The organism is Bacillus sp. NPDC060175 (genome assembly GCF_042728695.1).
Lineage (GTDB): Bacteria > Bacillota > Bacilli > Bacillales > Bacillaceae_G > Bacillus_A.
Window position 1 is genome coordinate 73,368 of sequence record NZ_JBHWYR010000011.1, and the last position, 22,598, is coordinate 95,965.

Here is a 22,598-nt window from a genome sequence, read left to right on the forward strand (position 1 = left end):
GTCCCTCCTCTGTCTTTCTCTTTTCTTTTTAGATTCAAGAAGCGGCATTCAGTTTCCTTCCAACTTACGAAAAATCCTCTAAATTATATAACAATTCTTCAATATGAATTTGTGTCGGGTCTAGTTGTATTAACTGCGTAAATACTTCTTTCGCCTCTTTTCGCATTCCTTCTTCTAATAAGAAATAACCGTACTCTTCCAAGAAATCTGGATGATTCTTAAAAGAAGTATATGCACTTTCATAGTGTTTTAATGCATCCGAATACATTTCTAATTGTTTTTTTGCAAATGCAAGATCCCAAAGTAGTTGTGTATCTGGTTCTCCACTGTCAATTGTACGCTCTACAACTGCAATTAGCTCTTCGTATTTCTCTTGTTCTTTTAAGATATACGCATATTTTAATGTCGCACCTAAATGTCCCGGATCTAGCTCCAGCGCTTTTTGAAGCACTTCTTCTGCCTCCGCTATTTTACCTAATTTCGCCGCAATATTCGCTAATTCTACATAGAAAGGAACAGAAAGCTCATCTACTTTAATTCCTTCTTGAAGTGTTTCATAGCTTTCTTGAAGCATGCCTTCTTTTTCATAGCTTTTCGCTAAATACATGTATAACGATGCGTACTCAGGATCTAATTCTTTTAATTCTTGCCAAGCACCAATTGCTCTTTGATATTCTTCCCCTTGGTATAATGTGAAGGCATATCCAAATAGTGAGTGAATATCTTTTTGCTCTTCTAACCCCGCCTCATAGTAAGAGATTGCCTCTTCCCAGTTTCCAATAGCACTTAAAGTTTCTGCTAGACGAAGCGCAATGACAACACCGCCCATAACTTTATGGTCTGCTAGTAACGATTCATAATAAGTGATCGCCTTTTTCTCTTCACCTTTACTACTATATAATTCTGCTAATCCAAACGTAATAACAGGTTCGTCTGGCATCATTTCTTTCGCCTTTAATAGTTTTTGTTCTGCTACATCATCAAAACCTTGCATTTGGAATAGATCTGCAACAAGTAATAGCGATTGAACATATAGATCATCATTTTCTGGAATATCATGAAGCGCTTCAATCGCTTCATCTTCTTTATCTAAATCAATATATAATTCTGCTAAAAATAATGTAAATTCACTTTCTTCTGGATATAACAAGCGTAAATCATCAATAATTGCTAACGCCTCATCCATAAACCCAAGTGTATGATAGTAACGAGCGATATCATACTTCTCTTCATCATTAGCAACTCGTAATTGTTCTTTTAATAATTGTAATCCTTTTTCTGCTTCACCGTTTTCAATATAAGAAACAGCTTGTTCAAACTTTTGCATAAACGTCTCCTTTAATTCAAAAAATATTCTCTTCTGTTCATTTATCATAAGCAACTAGGTGTAAGAACGCAACCTTTTGAGTGAACTGCCTCTTCCTATACTTGCTCTTATAGCGCAGCTAATTGTTCGAAAAATTCCGGATACGATACAGCGACCGCATCACTATTCTCTATTTTCACTTCTCCATCTATAATACACGATGCGATTGCAAGCATCATCCCAATACGATGATCTCCGTGACTATTAACAGTATTTCCTTTTAAACTTTGTTTACCATATATAATCATACCATCTGGTGTAGCTTCAATCTTCGCACCTAATTTGCCTAATTCATCTACAACCGTATCGATACGATTTGTTTCTTTTACTTTTAACTCCTCAGCGTTTTTAATAACAGTAATTCCTTCAGCCTGCGTTGCCAATAAAGCAATTACAGGAATTTCATCAATTAATCTTGGAATAAGAGTTCCACCAATTTCTATTCCTTTTAGTTTAGATGTTTCAATCGTAATATCTCCGCACGGCTCAAACTCTTCATTTCTAATATGATTGATAGAAATACGTGCACCCATCTTTGTTAATACATCTAAAATCCCTGTTCTCGTCGGATTTAAACCAACGTTTTCCAATACAAGCTTACTATTTTGGACAATTGCACCAGCTACTAAGAAAAATGCCGCCGAAGAAACATCTCCTGGAACTTCTATGTCTGCACCTTTAAGTTGTTGTCCGCCTTGTAATGAAACGGTCCGTCCATTAACATCTACGGTACAACCAAATGCACGTAACATTCTTTCCGTATGATCACGAGATTGCATAGGCTCTGTTACTGTAGTTACGCCTTCCCCTTGCAAACCCGCAAGTAAAACCGCTGACTTCACTTGTGCACTTGCTACTGGTGAATGATAATGCATACCTTTTACCTTACCACCGCGAATAGATAAAGGTGTATATTGTCCGTTTTCTCTACCATCAATTTGAGCATTCATCTTACTAAGCGGGTCTGTAACACGTTTCATAGGACGTTTTCCAATTGATGCATCCCCAATTATCGTACTATGGAACGGCGTATTTGCTAAAATTCCAAGCATAAGACGAATAGTCGTCCCTGAATTCCCCACATCTAATACTTCTTTCGGTTCTTGCAAATTTGCTAATCCTTTACCGTAAATCGTGACATCGTTACCACTCTGTTCAATCTGGACACCTAGTTTTTGAAAACATGCAATTGTACTTAAACAATCTTCGCCTAATAAAAAATTTGATACTTTCGTCGTCCCTTCCGCTATCGCTCCAAACATAACAGAGCGATGCGAAATAGATTTATCTCCTGGAACAACAATTTTCCCATTCAAACTATTTTTTCGTCCTACTAGTTTCAAACTGTATCCTCCTCACATTTTAAATAAGTTATATGTACAATAGTTCTTCTTATACGTCTACTTCTATTGTAACGTTTTCTTTCTTGAACGTGCAAACAACTCCCCTTATTGCAGTTCAAATGAAAAAGACTCCTATAACAGGAGCCTTCACCATTTCTTAAGAATACGTTTCTTCTTTCTTCACTTGTTCTTTTACAAGTTCCGTAAGTAATTCAATAATCTCATCATTTTCTTCTTTTAATCCAACAGTAATACGAATACCATCATGCATACCAAATGCTGCACCAGAACGAACGATATATCCTTTTTTCATTAATCGTTCGAAAGCTTCATTACCAGGTATACCAAGTTTCAAGAAAATGAAATTCGTTTGAGATGGATAGTAGAATACGTTATATTCCTTACAAAATGCATAATATTGATTTAATCCTCCGGCATTTTTCTTCACACACTCTTGTAAAAACTGTTGATCCTCTATTGCCGCTAATGCTACCGCTTGGGCGATAGTTGATGTGTTAAATGGTAGTCTTGCTACCTCTAGCTGCCCAATAAGCTTTGCATCACCAATCGCATATCCAATACGAAAAGCAGCTAATCCATATGCTTTTGAGAATGTGCGTAGCACCATAAGATTTTCGTACTTTTCAAGAAGAGGTAATGTTTGCGGATAATCTTCTGCCCCAGCATATTCATAATATGCTTCGTCCATAATAACGAGCGCTGACTTTGGAACTGATTCTAAAAATGAAAGTAATTTTTGTTTTTCTACATATGTACCTGTCGGATTATTCGGATTACAAATCCATACAATCTTCGTTTTCTCATCTACTTGCTGTAACATTGCATCTAAATTGTGAATACCATTTTCAAGTGGTACTTCCCGAACTTCCGCTCCTTCAATAACAGCATGGTGATAATATTGTGAGAACGTAGGATTCGCCATTACAACATTTGTTCCGTTATGTAGCAAAGCGCGACTAATCATTTGAATGACTTCATCTAACCCACTACCAAATAAAAGTTGTTCCGCTTTTACACTTAAATGCTCTGCTACTTTCTCACGAAGCTCAAAAGCCGCCCCGTCCGGGTAGAGTGCATATTGATTGGCTAACGAAGTTAATGCTTCTGTCACACGCGCAGAGCAGCCAAACGGATTTTCATTCGATGCTAACTTCACAATTTTTGACAATCCATATTCTCTTTTTACTTCTTCAATATTTTTCCCAGGTACATATGCTCTCAAAGTTAACAATTGCTCTTTTACTCTCACTTTTCTTCCCCCAGTCATTGATATGATTTATAATTCCTTACTGTCATCTTTAATCATAACCGTCACCATTACGAGAATACCTTTAAATATGCATTTCATACCTGTTCTACCAACTTTTTTAGACCATATCCTTTTGAAATGCTTCTAACGCAATATGAACAGTCTCATCTGAAATAGATACGACATTCACTCCCCCATATTCCTGCATAAGCACCATATGAATTGTTCCAGCATTTGCTTTTTTATCTTGTTTCATCAACTGAACGAGACGTTCTACATTCAAGTCGCTTGGCATTTTTGGATAACCGTATTTCAAGAACCACTGCTTCATTGCTTCATAAGAAAGATCAATTTTGTACACTTGCTCACTTAAAAACATGGCAAATAGCATACCAACCGCTACTCCATCACCATGAGTAATATTTCCATATCCTAACTCTTTTTCAAGAGCATGTCCTAACGTATGCCCAAAATTTAAATGGGCACGTACACCTTTTTCTGTTTCGTCTTGCGACACAATATTCGCTTTCACAGGAATCGCCTTCATTAATATATGAATTAACTTTTCATCACGAAGATCCGTTAACGTTTGCACTTCTTCTTTTAACCAATGATATAGCTTTACATCACCAATAAGAGCATGCTTTATCACCTCTGCATAACCTGATCGCCACTCTTTTTCAGGAAGTGAATGTAAAAATGGCGTATGATATACAACAGCTTCTGGCTGATGAAACGCTCCAATCATATTTTTTCCTAGTGGATGGTTAATTGCTACTTTCCCGCCTACTGCGCTATCGTGAGCTAATAAAGTCGTTGGAACTTGGACAAAGCGAATACCACGCATAAACGACGCGGCAACAAATCCAGCCAAATCTCCAATCATTCCGCCTCCAAGTGCGATGATTAAAGAATTTCTATCTAATTTATTTTCAAGGGCCGAAGTGTGAGCCTCATAGAAATTTTCAAAAGACTTCTCTTTTTCGCCACTCGGTACAACAAACGAAAACACTTTTTGCTCTACTTGCAATGCATCAACAACTGTCTGTAAATGCAGTGATGCAACAGCTTCATCAGAAATAATCATTATGTTAGATACCGCAGGATTCATTTTTTGAATAAGCGTTGTTAAATGTAACAACGCCTCCCTTCCAACATGTACATCATATTCTTTTGATTTCGTTTGAATATGTATGTTCTCCATTAAAATCCCCTCGCATATTCATTATGTTTCTCAATATTTTCACGTATAAGATCGATACGATCTAATCCAAATTGTTCAATTAAAGCTGTCGCGAGCTCCCAAGCCACAACAGCTTCAGCCACAACGCTAGCTGCTGGCACTGCACAACTATCTGAACGTTCAATACTCGCTGTAAAAGGTTCTTTCGTATCAATATCAACACTTTGAAGTGGTTTATATAATGTCGGTATCGGTTTCATAACACCGCGCACAACAACCGGCATACCAGTTGTCATGCCACCTTCTAATCCACCTGCATTGTTCGTTTTTCTTCTGTACCCTTGCACTTCATCCCAAAGGATTTCATCATGCACTTCACTTCCAGGTCTATGTGCTGCTTCAAAACCAATTCCAATTTCAACACCTTTAAAAGCGTTAATACTCATAATTGCCGCTGCTAATTTTGCATCTAATTTTCTATCATAATGTACATAGCTACCTACTCCGATTGGCATTCCTTCTACAACTACTTCAACAATACCGCCGATAGAATCACCATTTGCCTTCGCATCATCAATTGCTTGCATCATCTTTTTACCGGCCTTTTCATCTAAACAACGTACAGGAGATGCTTCTGTAGTACTTTGTAATTCCGCAATAGAGTTATATTTAATATTTTCTGCCTGGACACCACCAATCTCGACAACATGTCCCGCTACTTGTATACCTAATTCCGCTAATATTTTTTTTGCAACTGCACCAGCTGCAACACGAACTGTCGTTTCACGTGCGGAAGAACGCTCTAATACATTCCTCATATCTCTATGACCATATTTAATCGCACCATTTAAATCTGCGTGTCCAGGTCTAGGTTTCGTAACTTGCCTTTTCATTTCTTTCTCTTCCTGCTCAGTTAATGGCTCTGCACCCATAACCTTTGTCCAATGTGTAAAATCACGATTTTCAACAACAAGTGCAATCGGGGACCCCATCGTCTTCCCATGCCTAACACCACTTACAATTTGCACTTGGTCTTTCTCAATTTGCATGCGTCTACCGCGTCCATATCCTTTTTGTCTTCTAGCTAATTCTTCATTTATATCATTCGCCACTAAAGATAATCCTGCCGGAACACCTTCTAAAATTGTCGTAAGTTGCGGACCGTGGGATTCACCAGCTGTAATATATCGCATACGTTATTCCTCTTTTCGCATATGTATTTATACCGCTACATAAAGTAGCTATATTATCTTCCATCACTCTTTAAAATACAAAGAAATTATATAGTACATCGAGTATTTGCTTTCCCTACTTGTAATTATTCTATTATTTTCATAATAGTAGACCTTTTACTTTACATACCAATATATCATAACAGTCCTAACTTCGTAACTGATCGAAATAAAAAAAAGTGCAAGAAGAATACCCCTATTCTTCTTGCACTTTTTACTATTATCACAGTTATTAAAGCGTTTACAAATTATTTCAAAATAATTAGTAAATCCATTGATTCATTAATTTTGAGTAGTCTACTAATTCTTCTTCCTTAAAGAAAATAGCAATCTCGCGCTCTGCACTTTCTAAAGAATCCGAACCGTGGATTATGTTTTTCGCAACAGTTACACCGAAATCTCCGCGAATTGTTCCCATATCAGCTTCATGTGGTCGTGTTTTACCCATCATATTGCGTGCTGTATCTACTACATTTTCACCTTGCCATACCATTGCGAATACAGGGCCAGATGTAATAAAGTCTACTAATTCACCAAAGAAAGGTCTTTCTTTATGCTCACCGTAGTGTTGTTCAGCAATTTCCGGAGTAACTTGCATTAATTTTGCACCAACTAATTGAAAGCCCTTTTTCTCAAAACGAGCTACGATTTCCCCAATGAAGGCACGTTGTACACCGTCTGGTTTTACCATTAGAAATGTTTTTTCCATAAAAAATCTCTCCACTTCTGAATTATGTATGTAATTGTATATCCCCACACACATAGTAACACCCTTATCACAATTGTGCAATAGTTTTGAAATAGAGAGATTATTTTATTTTTTAGAAAAATCACTAAAATTTTCGTTTTCCAATATACTTTGCAACATTTTGCAATGCGTACTTCGCCTGTCCACGAGGGAGTGGTTTTATTATTTCTAATGCTTTATGTAAATAACGTTCACTAAACGAAAATGCTTTATCAATAGCTTCGCTCGCTTTAATATCATCAATAATTTCTTTCATTTCACTTGCTGTTGTATTTTCATGCACAGATGTAATTTTCTGACGAAGAACTGGATCTTCCATAGCATACAAAACAGGTAATGTAATGTTACCTTGTAATAAATCACCACCAGCAGGCTTTCCAAGCTTCTCTTCTGTCGATACGAAATCTAAAATATCATCAATAATTTGATAAGACATACCAACAAAATATCCATACCAAAATAGACGATTTACAGTATCACGATTAGCACCAGCAGCAATCGCTCCCAACTGACAACTCGCGGCGATTAACAATGCTGTTTTTCGTTTTATCCTTCTTAAATACGTTCTTAAATTTTGATCATAGTTATACTTATCTTTAATTTGTTCGATTTCACCTTTACAAACTTCTAAAATTGTATGAGACAACGCTTGATGTGCATCTGGAATTTCTATATTTGTTATACATTCAAGAGACTTCGCAAACAAGTAGTCTCCTGTATACATTGCAATACGATCTCCCCATTTCGCATTCACTGTTGCGCTACCGCGTCGTAAAAACGCAGCATCAATGACATCATCGTGAACAAGCGAAGCCATATGAATAAGTTCTAATGCAACCGCAACATGCTTAATTGCATCTAACTTATAATCCCCAAATTTCCCTGCAAGCAAAACAAAAACAGGGCGAATCCGCTTCCCACCTGCTTCAATAAGCTGTAATGCCGCTTCTTCTACTAACGGCTGCTCAGAAGCAACTGTCTTCTTCAATTCTTTTTCTATAACATTAATATCCGATCGTAAAAAAGAGTACATAAGTTGTAACTTCATATTGTTCACCTTAACCTAAAACGTCTTTTTTCTTTTTTCTATTTTGATTCTGGTTTAATACCTAAATGCATAGCTGCTACACCAAAAGTAAATGGTTTCACTTGCACATTCTTAAGCCCAGCTTCTTCAAACATATTTGCTAACTCTTTCATCCCTGGGAATGTACTAGCAGATTCCTGAAGCCATGAATATTCTTTATAACTTTTCGCAAACATCTTTCCAAATAACGGCATGATATATTTAAAGTATAAGACATATCCTTGACGAAAACCTATCATCGTTGGTTGGGATGTTTCCAGGCAAATTACTTTTCCACCAGGCTTTACTACACGCGTCATTTCTTTTAATACTTGCATGTAATCCGGAACGTTACGTAACCCAAAACCAATCGTTACATAATCAAACGTATTATCTTCATAAGGAAGTTCCATTGCATTTCCATGCATAAGTTCTACTTGCTTTAATTCTAAAGCTTCTACCTTTTGTTTACCGACAGCTAGCATATTTTCGCTAAAGTCTAAACCGTAAACCTTCCCATCTTCCCCTACAGCTCCCGCTAGTGCAATTGTCCAATCTGCCGTCCCGCAGCATACATCAAGTGCCTTACTCCCAGGTTTCACATCCATAATTCGCATCGTTTCTTTACGCCATGCCTTATGCCTTTGAAAACTAATTACAGAATTCATCACATCGTATTTATCAGAAATTTTCTCAAATACGTCATGTACTCTTTCTTCTTTTGATTGTTGCATGCTCGTACCTTCTTCCAATGTAAAGTTGCTTATGTCCTTGATTTATCTCTTAACATAGAAATTATCTCATTAACTTCTGTATGATTCTCTAAAAAACTTTCTTCCTGCTTTCTCATTTCCATAAGCCATCCATTAATAACTGTTTCTAGATTTTTATCGTCATCCAATGAGATTTTTTGGACCGCTTGAAAAACAGGTGAATTTTGTTTATCAGCATACAATTGACACTCTTTTTGAAGACGATTTTTTCCTAACACATAAGTTATATATGGTTTCCAATTAGATAAATGAAAATGATCACATGTTTTTTGCAAAAGCGCAGATTCAATTATTACTACACTTTCCATTATGTCTTGAATCGCCACATGTGCTTTTTGATATAGCATAATTTTATGTTCATTAATCTCCTTAATTCCTTCAGCAAGTGCACGAATTAAGATAATATCACAATTCATTGACAATAAGTAATAGTATAGACCACTATAATAATCCCCTGCAAGAACTGTCAATTGACGACGCTTATGGAATCCACTCGTCTCTTCGTTTGCTTTATTTGATACTTTTTCATGTGTATCAAGAGCAATTTGTACAAGCATAATCGTTACTACATAATGATCAATTTGTTCTTTATGTATATTTGCACCTTTTAATGCACCGTATAACAGCGCTATTTTTTCTTCATCAATAAATGGTTCTTCAATATAGTTTATAAAATAAGGATGGCGTAATTTCTCCATCAATTTCTCTTTAATACCCGCATACCCTCCGTAGATGTCACACACAAAAAATCACCCTTGTTTTCTAATTCATAAAATTTATTATAACACATACATTCTATTTTCTATAATCAAAACTTGGCTACTTCTGCCAAACTGTCCCCGAATAAAGCCTCACCTTTCATTCATACGAGTTATCTTCGTCTCTAACAACTACAAACATTCATTTCCACAAAAGGCAGAAGTAATTTCCAACCTTTATATTCTTGCTCTTTAACACTAAAACTATATCATTTTTTTGTATATAAAAAAAAGAAAAGCAGTTTCCCGCTTTTCTTTACTTCGTCTTAATAAACGATAAAATTTCACTACGTGCTGCTGCATCATTTTCTAACACGCCGCGCACCGCAGTCGTTATTGTTTTCGCACCAGGCTTTTTCACACCACGCATCGTCATACACATATGCTCTGCTTCTACTACTACCATTACACCATGCGGCTCTAGTACTTCCATAATAGAGTTAGCTACTGTTGATGTAATTCGTTCCTGTAGTTGTGGACGACGCGCAATTGTGTCTACAGTACGGGCTAATTTACTTAGCCCTGTTACTTTTCCACCTTGCGGAATATATGCAACGTGAGCAACTCCATAAAACGGAACAAGATGATGCTCACACATCGAATAGAATGGTATATCCTTTACTAGTACAAGCTCTTCATGGTCTTCTCCGAATACTTTGTGTAAATGCTCTTTCGGATCCTCATGCATCCCCGAGAATACTTCTGCGTACATTTTCGCAACACGTTTCGGTGTATCAAGTACTCCCTCGCGATTTGGGTCATCTCCGATTGCCTCTAAAATAAGACGTACTGCATGTTCAATTTGTTCTAAATTAACTTTTGCCATCCGCTAGCCCTCCCGAAAAACCTAAAAGTGATACGAACACATTCTAGCATATTTATGTTTTTAAAAGCAAAAAGAAGAGTTTCCAAAAAGGAAACTCTTCTTCCCTGTTAATATGTAAGGATTATTTAACCGCATCTTTTAACGCTTTACCAGGTTTGAATGCAGGTACTTTACTTGCAGCGATTTCAATCTCCTCACCTGTTTGTGGGTTACGACCTTTACGAGCCGCACGCTCACGAACTTCGAAGTTACCGAATCCGATTAGTTGTACTTTATCACCTTGTTTTAAAGCTTCTAAGATAGAATCAAAAACAGCGTCCACTGCTTTTGTTGCGTCCTTTTTAGAAAGGGAACTTGCTTCTGCAACAGCATTGATTAAATCTGTCTTGTTCATGCCATTCACCTCCTCCCAAAGATAAGACTGTATAATGATCATAAAATGAGTCTTACTTTCATTTGTAGGCAATTTTTACAAATTCTATACTACAAAGATGTAGATAAATCATTATCAACGCCTATATTATACGATTCTCCTTTATAATTCAATATTTTTAAGGAAATTGTTACTCTTAAAATGTGAAATTCTGATGAAACTTGACAATTTACAACAAAATATTAGATAATGACTGTTTATTTTTCTATTACGTACTCAAAAAGAAAAAAATCCCTCTGCAATTAGAGGGATTTTTTTCTTATAATATAATCGCAATTAATCCGCCAGATCCTTCATTAATAATTCTTTCTAGCGTTTCTTTTAACTTATAACGAGCGTTTTCTGGCATTAGAGATAACTTTGCTTGAATTCCTTCTCTAACAATAGAGCTAAGAGAGCGCCCAAATATATCAGAATTCCAAATTGATAGCGGGTCATCTTCAAAATCTTGCATCAAGTAGCGAACTAGTTCTTCACTTTGTTTTTCAGTACCGATAATTGGTTCAAATGTTGATTCTACATCCACTTTAATCATATGAATAGACGGCGCAACCGCTTTTAATTTAACACCGAACCTTGAACCGTGACGAATAATTTCCGGTTCATCTAAGCTCATATCAGCTAATGCAGGCGCTGCTACTCCATATCCGGTTTGTTTTACCATACGCAGGGCATCTGCCACTTGGTCATACTCTGTTTTCGCATGAGATAAATCGAGCATAAGCTTCAATAAATGATCTTTTCCTCGAATCTCTACTCCTACTACTTCTTTTAAAATTTGATCATACAATTCATCTGGCGCATATAAATCAATCTCTGCCACACCTTGCCCCATATCGATGCCAGCTAGACTTGCTCGATCAATAAATTCATATTGACTAAACTGCCAAACGACACGGTCCACATCACGAAGACGTTTTATATCCTTTACAGTCTCTTGAACCGCTTCCTGATAACTTTGGCGTAACCAATGCCTTTCATTCAGCACCATTACCCAGCTCGGCAGGTTTACATTCACTTCTAAAACCGGGAACTCGAATAACGCTTCTCGAAGTACGTTATACACATCTGTTTCTCTTAAACTCTCTACACTCATCGCAATTACTGGGATATCATATTCTTCTGATAAACTTTGACGTAACTGCTCCGTATCTGGATGATATGGCTGTACAGTATTGATAATCATAATGAAAGGCTTTCCTACTTCTTTTAACTCATTTACAACGCGTTCTTCTGCCTCTATATAATCTCTTCTTGGAATTTCACCAATTGTTCCATCTGTTGTAATAACGACACCAATTGTTGAATGCTCTTGAATTACTTTACGTGTTCCGATTTCTGCAGCTTCATGGAATGGAATAGGCTCTTCATACCAAGGAGTATTAATCATGCGCGGACCATTCTCATCTTCATAGCCTTTTGCTCCTGGAACCGTATATCCAACACAATCTACTAATCGAATATTCACTTCAAGACCTTCATCTACTTCGATAGAAACCGCTTGGTTTGGAACAAACTTCGGTTCCGTCGTCATTATTGTACGACCAGCAGCACTTTGAGGCAATTCATCCTGCGCTCTTTGACGGTCTGACTCATTTTCAATATTGGGAATAACAACAAGTTCCATAAATTTTTTAATAAATGTTGATTTCCCTGTTCGAACAGCTCCTACAACTCCAAAATAAATATCACCGCCTGTGCGTTCCGCAATATCTTTAAAAATATCTACCTTTTCCAAGTGATTCCCTCCCTCAATATTTTTGGGAATAATTCCACATCTATAGTCAACTAATACCTTCTCTAACGTTGCCTATAATATCTGATATAATATAATGGTATTCTAGAAGTTCGGACAATATATCATATAATTTTGTCCAATTTCATATGACTATTTAAAAATACCTTTGTTTGCATCGCAAGTTGTATAACATAAAAAACCTTTCTTCTAGAACTTATTCACTAAAAGAAAGGTTCATGACTTATGATTTTAAAAAAATTGGTTCTCCATTTTTTACTGTGTACGGCAAAGAATATGCAGGAACAAACGGGGAATCCTTCGATAGTATACCCCGGATATCTTCACCTTCTTTAAATTGCCCTTCATTTTTTTTCAACGCTTCATATAAGTCGATTCTATAATCAACAAACAATTCTCCTTTTTCATTGATTACAAGAGGGAGACCTTTTCCTGAGTACGGACTTGTCACTTGTGGCACATCTTTATATCCTAGTTTTTTGAAGTCTAATTCATAAACACCATCTGTAATCACTTTTTTAAAAGGTGGATATTGATGTTCATCACGATACATCCTTAGCTTCAATGCCACTTCTTGAATTTGTTCCGCCATTCTCACATCAATTAACTTTACTGTCGGATTTTTTTCAACATCTATTAATACATATTGATATACTCCACCACTTTCATACGCATTCCCTGGTGCCTCTTGTATGTACCTTGGAGCAATTTTTTGAAAATCAATTGGATACTTCTGATAAATCGGCGTACTCATATCACGCGTCTTAATTGGTAATAAACCATCTGTTTGCTCCTTATATGTAGTAATGGCTTTTTGTACAACTTGCAACTGATCTTCATAAGGAATCGCATTTTGTTTCATATTTTCTTTCGGGTACATACACCCTGTTAAAATGCTCATGCAACAAAATATTAAAATAATATGGATTTTTTTCACTGACAATCACCTTTTCATGCGAGTATAGATTGTTTCCTATAACGTCCTTTATTGTTCCACAGGTCCACTAAATACAACAAGAAAAATAACAATACCCGACACAATCATGAGGGTGTACGCTACTAACGCTGTAATCCCCTTCAGAAATTTATTCTTCATTTTATGTCTACTTAATAAAATAAAAGCTACTGCAACAAACATAAATCCCATTGCCCCTAAGGAAAACCACATTTTTATAAGCCCTTCCGACATATATACCCCCCTTTACTTTCTAACTATTTTTATACTATTTTAACAAATTAAAATCTTTAAACAAATAGAAATCATCATTTTACCGTGAATTAACAAAATTTAAATACAATAAAATAATAAAACCGAAGCACGTTTTCTCGCACTTCGGTTGACCAAATATGCCCTTAACAGCTCTATTCCCATTCTTTCATAACTATCATATGCATTCGCTAAACTCTTTGTTTCCCATATTTTACTTTTTAAACATTTTACTTAACGAACCAAAATCAGCGGGCATATTATTGTTAATGATTGCTTTTACAATTTGATCCTCTTGCTCTTTTGGCACTTCACGTCCTGCCATTAGAGCAACTTGATGAATCAATTGGCGAAGCACTGTCTCATCACGTAAGTTCGCATTTTGAACAGACGACGCTAATTTAAAAATATCTTCTTTATTCACTTTCGCTTCTTTTTCAATGTTATTAAAAATGTTGTTATCCATTCTTTTCACCCTCTCCTCAAGTTACTCTTCATCCTATGCAGAGATGAAAAATTGGTGAAAAGACCCATAAAAAATAAAAAAAAACGGTAGAAGTACGAAATGTACTTCTACCGCTTCCTTTATAACAAATCAGGTATCGCTTCAACTTCATGTTTTCGGACACGTCCCATCAATGAGCCTACTGCATCTTTCACATTATTCCCATTGAACAGCACGTCATATAAAGCAGCTGTAATCGGCATTTCAACTTCCATTTTCTCTGCCAATTCATGAGCAGCTTTCGTTGTTCTTACACCTTCTACAACCATACCCATACTTTCTAATACTTCTTCTAAAGAGTGCCCTTTTCCAAGCATATTTCCAGCACGCCAATTTCGGCTATGCACACTTGTACAAGTTACAATTAAGTCTCCCATACCAGTTAGACCAGCAAACGTTAACGGATTTCCGCCCATTTTTCTTCCTAAACGAGCAATCTCTGTTAAACCACGTGTCATTAATGCCGCTTTCGCATTATCACCTAATCCAAGCCCGTCAGTTATCCCCGCAGCTAGTGCAATAATATTTTTTAAAGCACCACCAAGTTCAACTCCAACGATATCTGGGTTTGTATATACACGGAAATAGCTATTCATAAACAAATCTTGTACTCCCTCAGCCGCTTCCATACGCTTTGCTGCAGACGTAACAGTTGTCGCTTGACGCAATCCAACTTCTTCAGCGTGACTCGGCCCAGATAGTACAACAACATCCTTAATCAAGCTCTCTGGAATTTCTTCCTCAATCACTTCCGAAATACGTTTTGACGTACCTGGTTCGATTCCTTTACTTGCATGAATCCAAGTAATTGGCTCTGTAACAATTTCTTTCATCTCTTGCAATACGTCTCGGTACGCTTTCGTCGGTACTACTAGCAGTACTGTATTTACATCTACTAATGCTTCTTCTAAAGAAGAGTAGGCTACGATTGTGCTTGGCAATGTAATCCCTGGAAGATATCTACTGTTCTCACGCTTCGTATTAATTTCATTCATGAGTTCAGGACGGTTTCCCCAAATACGTACATCATGCCCATTGTCAGCTAATACCATCGCTAACGCTGTTCCCCAGCTACCTGCTCCTATTACTGTGATTTTTGTCATAAAATCACATCCTCTCCATTAGTCTCTTGCTCTAGCGATAATGTGAATCGGCGTTCCTACAAAACCGAATGCTTCACGTAAACGATTCTTTAAGAAGCGCTCATATGAAAAGTGCATTAATTCTGTATCGTTTACAAATATAACAAATGTTGGTGGTTTTACCGCAACCTGTGTCGCATAGAAGATTTTCAGACGGCTACCATTATGTGTCGGCGTTGGATTCATCGCTACCGCATCCATAATTACATCATTTAATACATTCGTTTGTACACGGATGCTATGGCTTTCATTTACCTCATTGATAACCGGTAATAACGTTTGTGTACGCTTTTTCGTTTTCGCAGATAAGAATACAATCGGTGCATACTCTAAAAATTGGAAATGAGCACGGATGTTTTCTTCAAATGCTTTCATTGTTTTTTCATCTTTTTTCACTGCATCCCATTTGTTTACAACGATAATAACAGCTCGTCCTGAATCATGAGCATATCCAGCGATTTTTTTATCTTGCTCAATAATTCCTTCTTCTCCGTCTAAAACGACTAAAACAACGTCAGAACGTTCAATCGCTCTAAGTGCACGAAGTACACTATACTTTTCTGTACTTTCGTATACTTTCCCTTTTTTACGCATACCAGCTGTATCGATGATTACATAATCTTGATCATCTTTACTATATGGTGTATCGACAGCATCACGTGTCGTCCCCGCTATATTACTTACAATTACACGTTCTTGACCAAGAAGTGCATTTACAAGTGATGATTTCCCTACGTTTGGACGTCCAATTAAAGAGAAACGGATTGTTTCATCGTCATACGCTTCTTCTTCAATCTTTGGAAAATGATTTGCAGCTTCATCTAACAAATCACCAAGTCCTAAACCGTGTGTACCTGAAATCGGGAACGGCTCGCCAAATCCTAATGCATAAAAATCATAAATATCACTACGCATGTCTGGATTATCAACCTTATTTACCGCAAGTACAATTGGTTTTTTAGAACGGTATAAAATTTTAGCAACTTCTTCATCTGCTGCAGTTACACCATCGCGACCATTCGTCATAAAAATGATAACATCTGCTTCATCAATCGCTACTTCCGCCTGTTGACGAATTTGTGTCAAGAACGGCTCGTCTCCAATATCAATTCCACCTGTATCAATAATGTTAAACTCATGATTTAACCATTCTCCCGCACTATAAATACGGTCTCGCGTTATACCTGGTATATCTTCTACGATTGAAACTCTTTCTCCAACAATTCTATTGAAAATAGTAGATTTCCCTACGTTCGGGCGGCCTACTATCGCTATTACTGGTTTCGGCATATACTTTCATCCTTTCAACTTGCTTCTGTTTATTATGTAAAAAACCCTTCTTTGTGCAAGAAGGGATTTGCATTCCAGAATATTTCTCAACGTATCAAAACACCTCACATTATACCACACGTTACTAATGTTTCACAATAATATATACATTATCTTGTAAGCGATGTGCAATACCATCTAAAATAGCCTCTAAATTATTTGCAACAAATTCCAGTTCCTCTGTCGACTCGCAAATAAATAAAGGGGCACCACCTGCAAATTTCTCTGGCGTTGTTGTAATGACTGCGAGAATAACACTTTCTAACATCATCTCTTATCTCCCCTTCCTTTCGGAGCTTCTGATGACATATGAACAGCACTCTCTAATGTTGGTACATTTCCGATTACCCCTATCGCTTTTTCTGCATCTTGATCTTGCGGCAGAACAAAAACCCCAACTCTCCCATCCTCTAAATCACGCTTCGCTAACGGTACAAGTGCCGGCGTTCCAGAATCTCTATATATTCCTAAAGCAACCGAAACATCATGTAAAATAGCTTGCCGTTGTCCTAAGTTTGAGATTGTAACCATCGCATCTATCGATTTCGGTTTTAAAATAAATCCCATTCCATATTTCATAATTTCTTCTTGCCTTGCTGGCAATCCAATATTCATAATGTAAATATTATCAATATAAAGTCCCGCTCCTTCAAAACGAAGTGGAACGTGCTCTATTTCTACAAGGTCATGAAGTCTTTTACCTGACATTAATTTTTTCGCAATGAAAAAACTTACTATACCAGTAATTACCCCGGCAATCCATGAATCGAATCCTATATACGCAAACGTTGTTACAAACGACGTTAACATCGCCAAGTAGTTACGACTTTCAAATACTAATGCAATTCCTTCAATGTATGTATTACCACGTGGTACGAGCTCATATCCATCTAATTGTTGAAGCGTATTTCTTTCCATATTGCGCACATCACGAAATTGCGTCGCTGCTAACGTAAGAAATGTAATTGCAGAGAAATCTTTTTTCAAAACAGACGGAATCGCAATTGCTCCTAAGGCAGCCGCAATTAATCCCATCGCGATATGAATAATTTTCCCGTGGAGCCTCGTCGGATATTGCCTCGTATCGGTACGAAGCATTAACAACCTAGTTATTGTACCTGCAATTACGCCACATAAAATAGCTGGTGTATATTCAGTCATGTATTACCCTCGCCTTTCTTTTACGTGTTTTCCTCTTAAATTGTTCCATATATACTGATGCTTTCGTAATCCAAAGTAACATCGCCATAAATAAAGTGGAAACAGCAGCAACATCTAAAAAAGCTAAACTGCCATATTCATAAGGAAAATGTAATTTACGAAAAATAAGCGTCACCAACAATTCACCTTGTAACATCCCTATATATAAGGAGCATAATCGTAATATGCGATCCCCGTGCAATAAAACCGATGCATACACAAGTGCACCACTTAACAGCAACAACCTATCAACCACAATCCAAATTGGATCATATACTTCTAACAAATGAAAGCTTGTATATAACATTGCAATAATAAGTGCCGAAAGTAAGGTATATAATTTTTTCCAAATAGAATATAACGTGATGCCTACAAAAGAAATAATACAAAGCAAAAGGGCATTTACCGATATCGTGAAAGACGCAATCGTCACATTTAACGGAGAACAAATAATAAAAATTAATATACAAGCACTTATCTTCCAACGAATAGATTCTTTTTTCATAAAAAAGGTCACGACAATCCACCCTATCCAAGCAACAAAATAAAAAGTACTCCCATCCATCACTTCACCTCCTATGTTTTCCATTATGGGAACTTTTTATGAAAGTTAATCCCCCTTTTCTTTGTGCATAGTTTTTCTCATAACAGCAAAACTTTTAATAAGGAGGTGTAACTCACAATGGGTAAAGATCGCCAAGAACGAAAACTAAGAGAATCACGCCGCGTTGAATCTGATCGCGACCGATCACTTCAATATCCCGGTGCAACAAGTCTTGATACACCGGAGCAAGCTCGAAAACAGAATCAGCATTAAATAAAGTGAAACTTCAGTGAGTAGGATCCATCCCACTGATTATTAGCCCACACCAATCGGGCTTTTACGGGCAGTACAAAAAGACGGTTTCGATAATGTACGAAACCGTCTTTTTACACAATTATTTTATTTCTACTCGTAATATAATTCTTTTGTTTTCGCATTATAAACCCTATCACTTGATGAGGCATCAATCGTAACTATGCCTGTTGGTTTTTAGAATATGTAATAACATAATACGTATGAAGAGAAGGAGTTTTACTCTTTACCTCAACACGTACATAATCCGTCTCTCCTATTTCATTTAACTTTCGCTCAACCTCTTTTTTTTACGCCTACAATATCTTCTTTTTCCTCTTTAATTTCCCGACTCATAATGGTATTTCCTTGATCAGAAAGTAATACTACTTCAGCATTACTTAAACTCACCTCACTTGATATATCAAAATAGTAATTCACATGCGAATCTTCCGATGGATTTTTGTCTTCTCCTAATTCCCTTGGCAAAATTAGTGCTTCTATTCCACTTCCTGCATTCACCATTGGATTCCTATACAATTTATTCCCGACTGCGATTGCAATATTCGCCGTTTTAATTGTTGATTGTACTGTTGTTGAACTAGAATCCCCTTCTCTTACATTTGAAGTTAATGAAATTTCAACCTTTTTATTATATGCAGAAATCGCTGTATCTTCTCTTATATTTCGTGCATGGATATTAACATCTTCACTATTATATGTAATGCGTCCTATCGTATTTTTACTATTTGAAGATATATTATCTCCTTTTTTATTAACACCCTCATCCCCTAAATTATCGTAATTTTTTTCTTGTTTCTTTTGACTCTTAAATAGCAATCTCTTATCTTGTTTTATCGCTAACCAGCTATATAGAGAGGAATACTTTCTTACTTTTGCCATGTTTCTCTCCACAAACATGGCAAAAGTAAGAACCCTCCAATAATTCAGCAGCACATTTTCTACATTTCTTCATTTTTATAACCCCTTTTTCAATCATAGCTTTTTCGTATAATATTCATATATACATTTATCGCGATATAAATTCTCTCTTTTTTCCATTTATAGAATTATAACTTCCCGCCCGGACCCTTGATTTTTTACAGACTGTGTCTTAACCTCTTTTTCCGTTCTGTGTCAACATGAAAAAAATAGCCCTTCACCTGACCCTTTTGGATCAGGTGAAGGGCTATTTTCTTAGTTTCTATCATTTATTATTGTTTTCATTTAATAAAATTTAAAAGATATCAGAGTGTTGGAAACCCTAAAGGGTTTCTCAACACTCTGAAAAAAATCAACCGGACGGTTGATTTTTTATCGCCTACTATAATGTGCAGTGTCAATCCCTCGCTGCGCTAACCAATGATATGTTTCGCCTTTTACAACAAGAGGTACAGATTGCAACTCTTCTATCGTCTTCACGCCAAGAGCTGTCATAATAAATTTTAAATCTGTATGTAAAAGATCGATTTCATCCACTAACTTCTCAACACCAACTTGCATTAAAATACGTAAAAAGTATCCAGCAAACGCAGTTGTATTCGCCCCTAATGCGATTGCCTTCGCCACGTCAATTGCTGTTTGTATACCCCCAGATGCAATAAAAGAGAGGTTATTATTTGTAGAGGTTGCTTCAATAATCGAGGTAGCTGTTTGTATGCCCCAGTTATTAAAATAAGAAAGCATTCGCTGTCTTCTTTCATTTTCAACAGCAGCAAAATTCGTACCACCTTGTCCGCCAATATCAATTGCTGTTATACCTATACTCGCTAACTGTTGTACTGTTTCCTTACTCATTCCAAATCCCACTTCTTTTACAATGACAGGAACTTTACTGTTTAAAACAATTTGTTCAATTCGCCGAAGTACACCAGTAAAATCACGGTCTCCTTCTGGCATCGTTAACTCTTGTATGACATTTAAATGAATTTGCAGTGCATTCGCTTCAATCATATCAACGGCACGCTCTGCCTGTTCGACAGTTGCCTCACTCCCCAAATTAGCAAAGAAAATACCATTTGGGTTTACCTTTCTGACGATCTTATAAGAAGCCGCCTCGCTTTCATTTTTTAAAGCTGCCATTTGCGACCCTACAGCCATAGCAAGGTTATGATGTTTCGCTACATATGCTAATTGCTCATTAATATGTAATGTTTGCTCTCCTCCACCACCAGTCATCGCATTGATAAAAATCGGCGAACTTAGTGAAAGTTCGCCGATTTTTGTTTCACATGTTACAGTATCATAACTTGAATTTGGTAAGCTTTGATGCACAAAATCAATATCATGAAAGCCATGCGTACGAGACTGACCAGTAGAAAGAGCATATTCAATATGATCTAATTTACGTTTTGCCCTTACCACTTGTACCCCTCTTTATTTCTTTAATTTTTTCAGTTGTTCACCAATAATATCACTTAACTGGAAAGTAGCAGAATCAGCATTTGGCTCATATTGGCTATAATCTTCTGTTACATTATTTTCTTCAAGCGTTTCTTTTATGCTTAAAGAAATACGTTTTTCTGCTACATGGACTTCAAGTACTTTCACTTTTACTTCTTGTCCCATTTCCAATACTTCATTTGGATTTTTCACGTGACGATTTGCAATTTGAGATACATGCACAAGCCCTTCAACACCAGGTAAAATTTCAACAAATGCACCGAATGTAACAAGGCGTTTTACTACGCCCTCACGAATATCTCCAGCCTTTATTTCGCCAGCAACATTTTCCCAAGGTCCCGGCTGAGCTGCTTTAATTGATAAAGAAATACGTTGCGTATCAGCATCAACAGATAACACTTTTACCTTTACCTTTTGACCTTGCTCTAATACCTCAGAAGGTTGCTCTACACGTTCGTGTGAAATTTGTGAAATGTGAACTAAACCGTCCACACCACCAACGTTAACGAAAGCACCAAAATCCGTTAATCGTTGTACTGTTCCTTCAACAATATCCCCTTCTTTTAACGAAGAGATTGCTTCTTTTTTCTTAGAATCTTGTTCTAGTTCTACTACCGCTTTATGTGAAAGAATAACACGATTTTTTTCACGGTCTAATTCAACAATTTTCACCGCTAATGTTTTTCCTTTATAGTCAGCAAAGTCTTCTACATAATGTACCTCTACAAGTGAAGCCGGGATAAAACCACGAACACCAAGGTCCACAACTAACCCACCATTCACAATATCTTTTACAGTAACATCAAATACATGACCAGAATTAAATTTTTCTTGTAATTCTACCCACGCTTTTTCTGCGTCAACAGCTCTCTTAGATAAAACAAGATCATCATCTTCTAATTTAATAATTTTCAATTCAAGTGTTTGATCTAATTCTACAACATCGCTTGCTTTTTCAATATGAACGTTAGCTAATTCACTAATCGGAATTACGCCATCTGTTTTGTATCCAACATTTACAAGCACTTGTTTCTCTTCAACTTTCGTTACAGACCCTGTAACAACGTCACCGACTTGTAATTCTTTTGAATTCATAACTTCTTCATTCATTTTCTCTACCATGGAAATACCTCCCTACAGAATTGACAAAGCATTTTTATGTATATACGAAATGAAAACAAATATTTTCATTTGCATGTTTAAGAATTTATCATCACATACTC

23 protein-coding genes and 1 pseudogene are annotated in these 22,598 nt (G+C 36.6%); 1 reads left to right on the forward strand and 23 read right to left on the reverse strand.

The genetic code is table 11. The features are described 5' to 3' along the window. Positions 1-64 precede the first annotated feature (64 nt). The 20 genes from ACFWDE_RS08585 to ACFWDE_RS08680 form a co-directional block, all read right to left on the reverse strand. The gene (locus tag ACFWDE_RS08585) at positions 65-1,327 is read right to left on the reverse strand and encodes a tetratricopeptide repeat protein (protein WP_377891515.1); all 1,263 of its coding nucleotides are present in this window, start codon (positions 1,325-1,327) and stop codon (positions 65-67) included. Positions 1,328-1,434: 107 nt separating this feature from the next. Beyond that, positions 1,435-2,709: a 3-phosphoshikimate 1-carboxyvinyltransferase gene (gene aroA / locus ACFWDE_RS08590; protein WP_002149343.1), complete on the reverse strand. Its 1,275-nt coding sequence runs from the start codon at positions 2,707-2,709 to the stop codon at positions 1,435-1,437. Between the two features lie 157 nt (positions 2,710-2,866). Beyond that, a complete protein-coding gene (gene hisC, locus ACFWDE_RS08595; RefSeq protein WP_002149344.1) occupies positions 2,867-3,979 on the reverse strand; it encodes a histidinol-phosphate transaminase in 1,113 nt (370 codons plus the stop codon). A gap of 118 nt (positions 3,980-4,097) precedes the next feature. Further along, positions 4,098-5,183 (reverse strand): 3-dehydroquinate synthase, encoded by a 1,086-nt coding sequence (aroB, locus tag ACFWDE_RS08600; protein ID WP_002149345.1) that lies wholly within the window; start codon positions 5,181-5,183, stop codon positions 4,098-4,100. Continuing rightward, on the reverse strand, positions 5,183-6,355 hold the full coding sequence (gene aroC / locus ACFWDE_RS08605) for a chorismate synthase (protein WP_377891518.1): 1,173 nt from the start codon (positions 6,353-6,355) through the stop codon (positions 5,183-5,185). Before aroC ends, aroB begins: the two co-directional genes overlap by 1 nt. A gap of 301 nt (positions 6,356-6,656) precedes the next feature. Then, positions 6,657-7,103, reverse strand: a complete 447-nt coding sequence (ndk, locus tag ACFWDE_RS08610) for a nucleoside-diphosphate kinase (RefSeq protein ID WP_002064527.1) — start codon at positions 7,101-7,103, stop codon at positions 6,657-6,659. A 124-nt stretch (positions 7,104-7,227) separates the two neighbouring features. Further along, positions 7,228-8,190, reverse strand: a complete 963-nt coding sequence (hepT, locus tag ACFWDE_RS08615) for a heptaprenyl diphosphate synthase component II (RefSeq protein WP_002011823.1) — start codon at positions 8,188-8,190, stop codon at positions 7,228-7,230. 38 nt (positions 8,191-8,228) lie between these two features. Continuing rightward, entirely contained in the window at positions 8,229-8,942 is a 714-nt protein-coding gene (menG, locus tag ACFWDE_RS08620) for a 2-heptaprenyl-1,4-naphthoquinone methyltransferase (protein ID WP_002158591.1), read from the reverse strand. Positions 8,943-8,971: 29 nt separating this feature from the next. Next, complete coding sequence (locus tag ACFWDE_RS08625; RefSeq protein WP_377891522.1) at positions 8,972-9,724, reverse strand: heptaprenyl diphosphate synthase component 1; 753 nt, start codon at positions 9,722-9,724, stop codon at positions 8,972-8,974. A gap of 271 nt (positions 9,725-9,995) precedes the next feature. Further along, on the reverse strand, positions 9,996-10,565 hold the full coding sequence (gene folE / locus ACFWDE_RS08630; RefSeq protein WP_001151479.1) for a GTP cyclohydrolase I FolE: 570 nt from the start codon (positions 10,563-10,565) through the stop codon (positions 9,996-9,998). Between the two features lie 121 nt (positions 10,566-10,686). After that, the gene (locus tag ACFWDE_RS08635) at positions 10,687-10,959 is read right to left on the reverse strand and encodes an HU family DNA-binding protein (protein WP_001043860.1); all 273 of its coding nucleotides are present in this window, start codon (positions 10,957-10,959) and stop codon (positions 10,687-10,689) included. Between the two features lie 298 nt (positions 10,960-11,257). Next, entirely contained in the window at positions 11,258-12,736 is a 1,479-nt protein-coding gene (gene spoIVA / locus ACFWDE_RS08640; RefSeq protein WP_098499108.1) for a stage IV sporulation protein A, read from the reverse strand. Between the two features lie 241 nt (positions 12,737-12,977). Next, complete coding sequence (locus tag ACFWDE_RS08645) at positions 12,978-13,691, reverse strand: hypothetical protein (RefSeq protein WP_002149356.1); 714 nt, start codon at positions 13,689-13,691, stop codon at positions 12,978-12,980. A 48-nt stretch (positions 13,692-13,739) separates the two neighbouring features. Further along, a complete protein-coding gene (locus ACFWDE_RS08650; RefSeq protein WP_002117663.1) occupies positions 13,740-13,943 on the reverse strand; it encodes a DUF2768 domain-containing protein in 204 nt (67 codons plus the stop codon). A 232-nt stretch (positions 13,944-14,175) separates the two neighbouring features. Next, a complete protein-coding gene (locus ACFWDE_RS08655) occupies positions 14,176-14,427 on the reverse strand; it encodes a stage VI sporulation protein F (RefSeq protein ID WP_000369753.1) in 252 nt (83 codons plus the stop codon). A 119-nt stretch (positions 14,428-14,546) separates the two neighbouring features. Beyond that, entirely contained in the window at positions 14,547-15,569 is a 1,023-nt protein-coding gene (locus ACFWDE_RS08660; protein WP_002149360.1) for an NAD(P)H-dependent glycerol-3-phosphate dehydrogenase, read from the reverse strand. An 18-nt stretch (positions 15,570-15,587) separates the two neighbouring features. Further along, complete coding sequence (der, locus tag ACFWDE_RS08665; protein WP_002011811.1) at positions 15,588-16,898, reverse strand: ribosome biogenesis GTPase Der; 1,311 nt, start codon at positions 16,896-16,898, stop codon at positions 15,588-15,590. A gap of 124 nt (positions 16,899-17,022) precedes the next feature. Continuing rightward, positions 17,023-17,208, reverse strand: coding sequence for a capping complex subunit for YIEGIA (locus tag ACFWDE_RS08670; RefSeq protein ID WP_002086624.1), 186 nt, complete (start codon positions 17,206-17,208; stop codon positions 17,023-17,025). After that, the gene (locus ACFWDE_RS08675) at positions 17,205-18,098 is read right to left on the reverse strand and encodes a YIEGIA family protein (RefSeq protein WP_002135269.1); all 894 of its coding nucleotides are present in this window, start codon (positions 18,096-18,098) and stop codon (positions 17,205-17,207) included. The genes ACFWDE_RS08670 and ACFWDE_RS08675 overlap by 4 nt, the downstream gene beginning before the upstream one ends. Continuing rightward, positions 18,091-18,702, reverse strand: a complete 612-nt coding sequence (locus ACFWDE_RS08680) for a YphA family membrane protein (protein WP_377891529.1) — start codon at positions 18,700-18,702, stop codon at positions 18,091-18,093. The genes ACFWDE_RS08675 and ACFWDE_RS08680 overlap by 8 nt, the downstream gene beginning before the upstream one ends. Positions 18,703-18,819: 117 nt before the next feature. Here ACFWDE_RS08680 and ACFWDE_RS08685 point away from each other — a divergent pair, with 117 nt between their 5' ends. Next, positions 18,820-18,954: a YpzI family protein gene (locus ACFWDE_RS08685; RefSeq protein WP_113937048.1), complete on the forward strand. Its 135-nt coding sequence runs from the start codon at positions 18,820-18,822 to the stop codon at positions 18,952-18,954. A 132-nt stretch (positions 18,955-19,086) separates the two neighbouring features. Here the strand turns inward: ACFWDE_RS08685 and ACFWDE_RS08690 are convergent. From ACFWDE_RS08690 to rpsA, 3 genes and pseudogenes are all read right to left on the reverse strand, one after another. After that, positions 19,087-19,875, reverse strand: a pseudogene (locus ACFWDE_RS08690) (hypothetical protein). Between the two features lie 411 nt (positions 19,876-20,286). Continuing rightward, a complete protein-coding gene (fni, locus tag ACFWDE_RS08695) occupies positions 20,287-21,336 on the reverse strand; it encodes a type 2 isopentenyl-diphosphate Delta-isomerase (protein WP_377891531.1) in 1,050 nt (349 codons plus the stop codon). Positions 21,337-21,348: 12 nt separating this feature from the next. After that, on the reverse strand, positions 21,349-22,497 hold the full coding sequence (rpsA, locus tag ACFWDE_RS08700) for a 30S ribosomal protein S1 (RefSeq protein WP_377891533.1): 1,149 nt from the start codon (positions 22,495-22,497) through the stop codon (positions 21,349-21,351). Positions 22,498-22,598 lie beyond the last annotated feature (101 nt).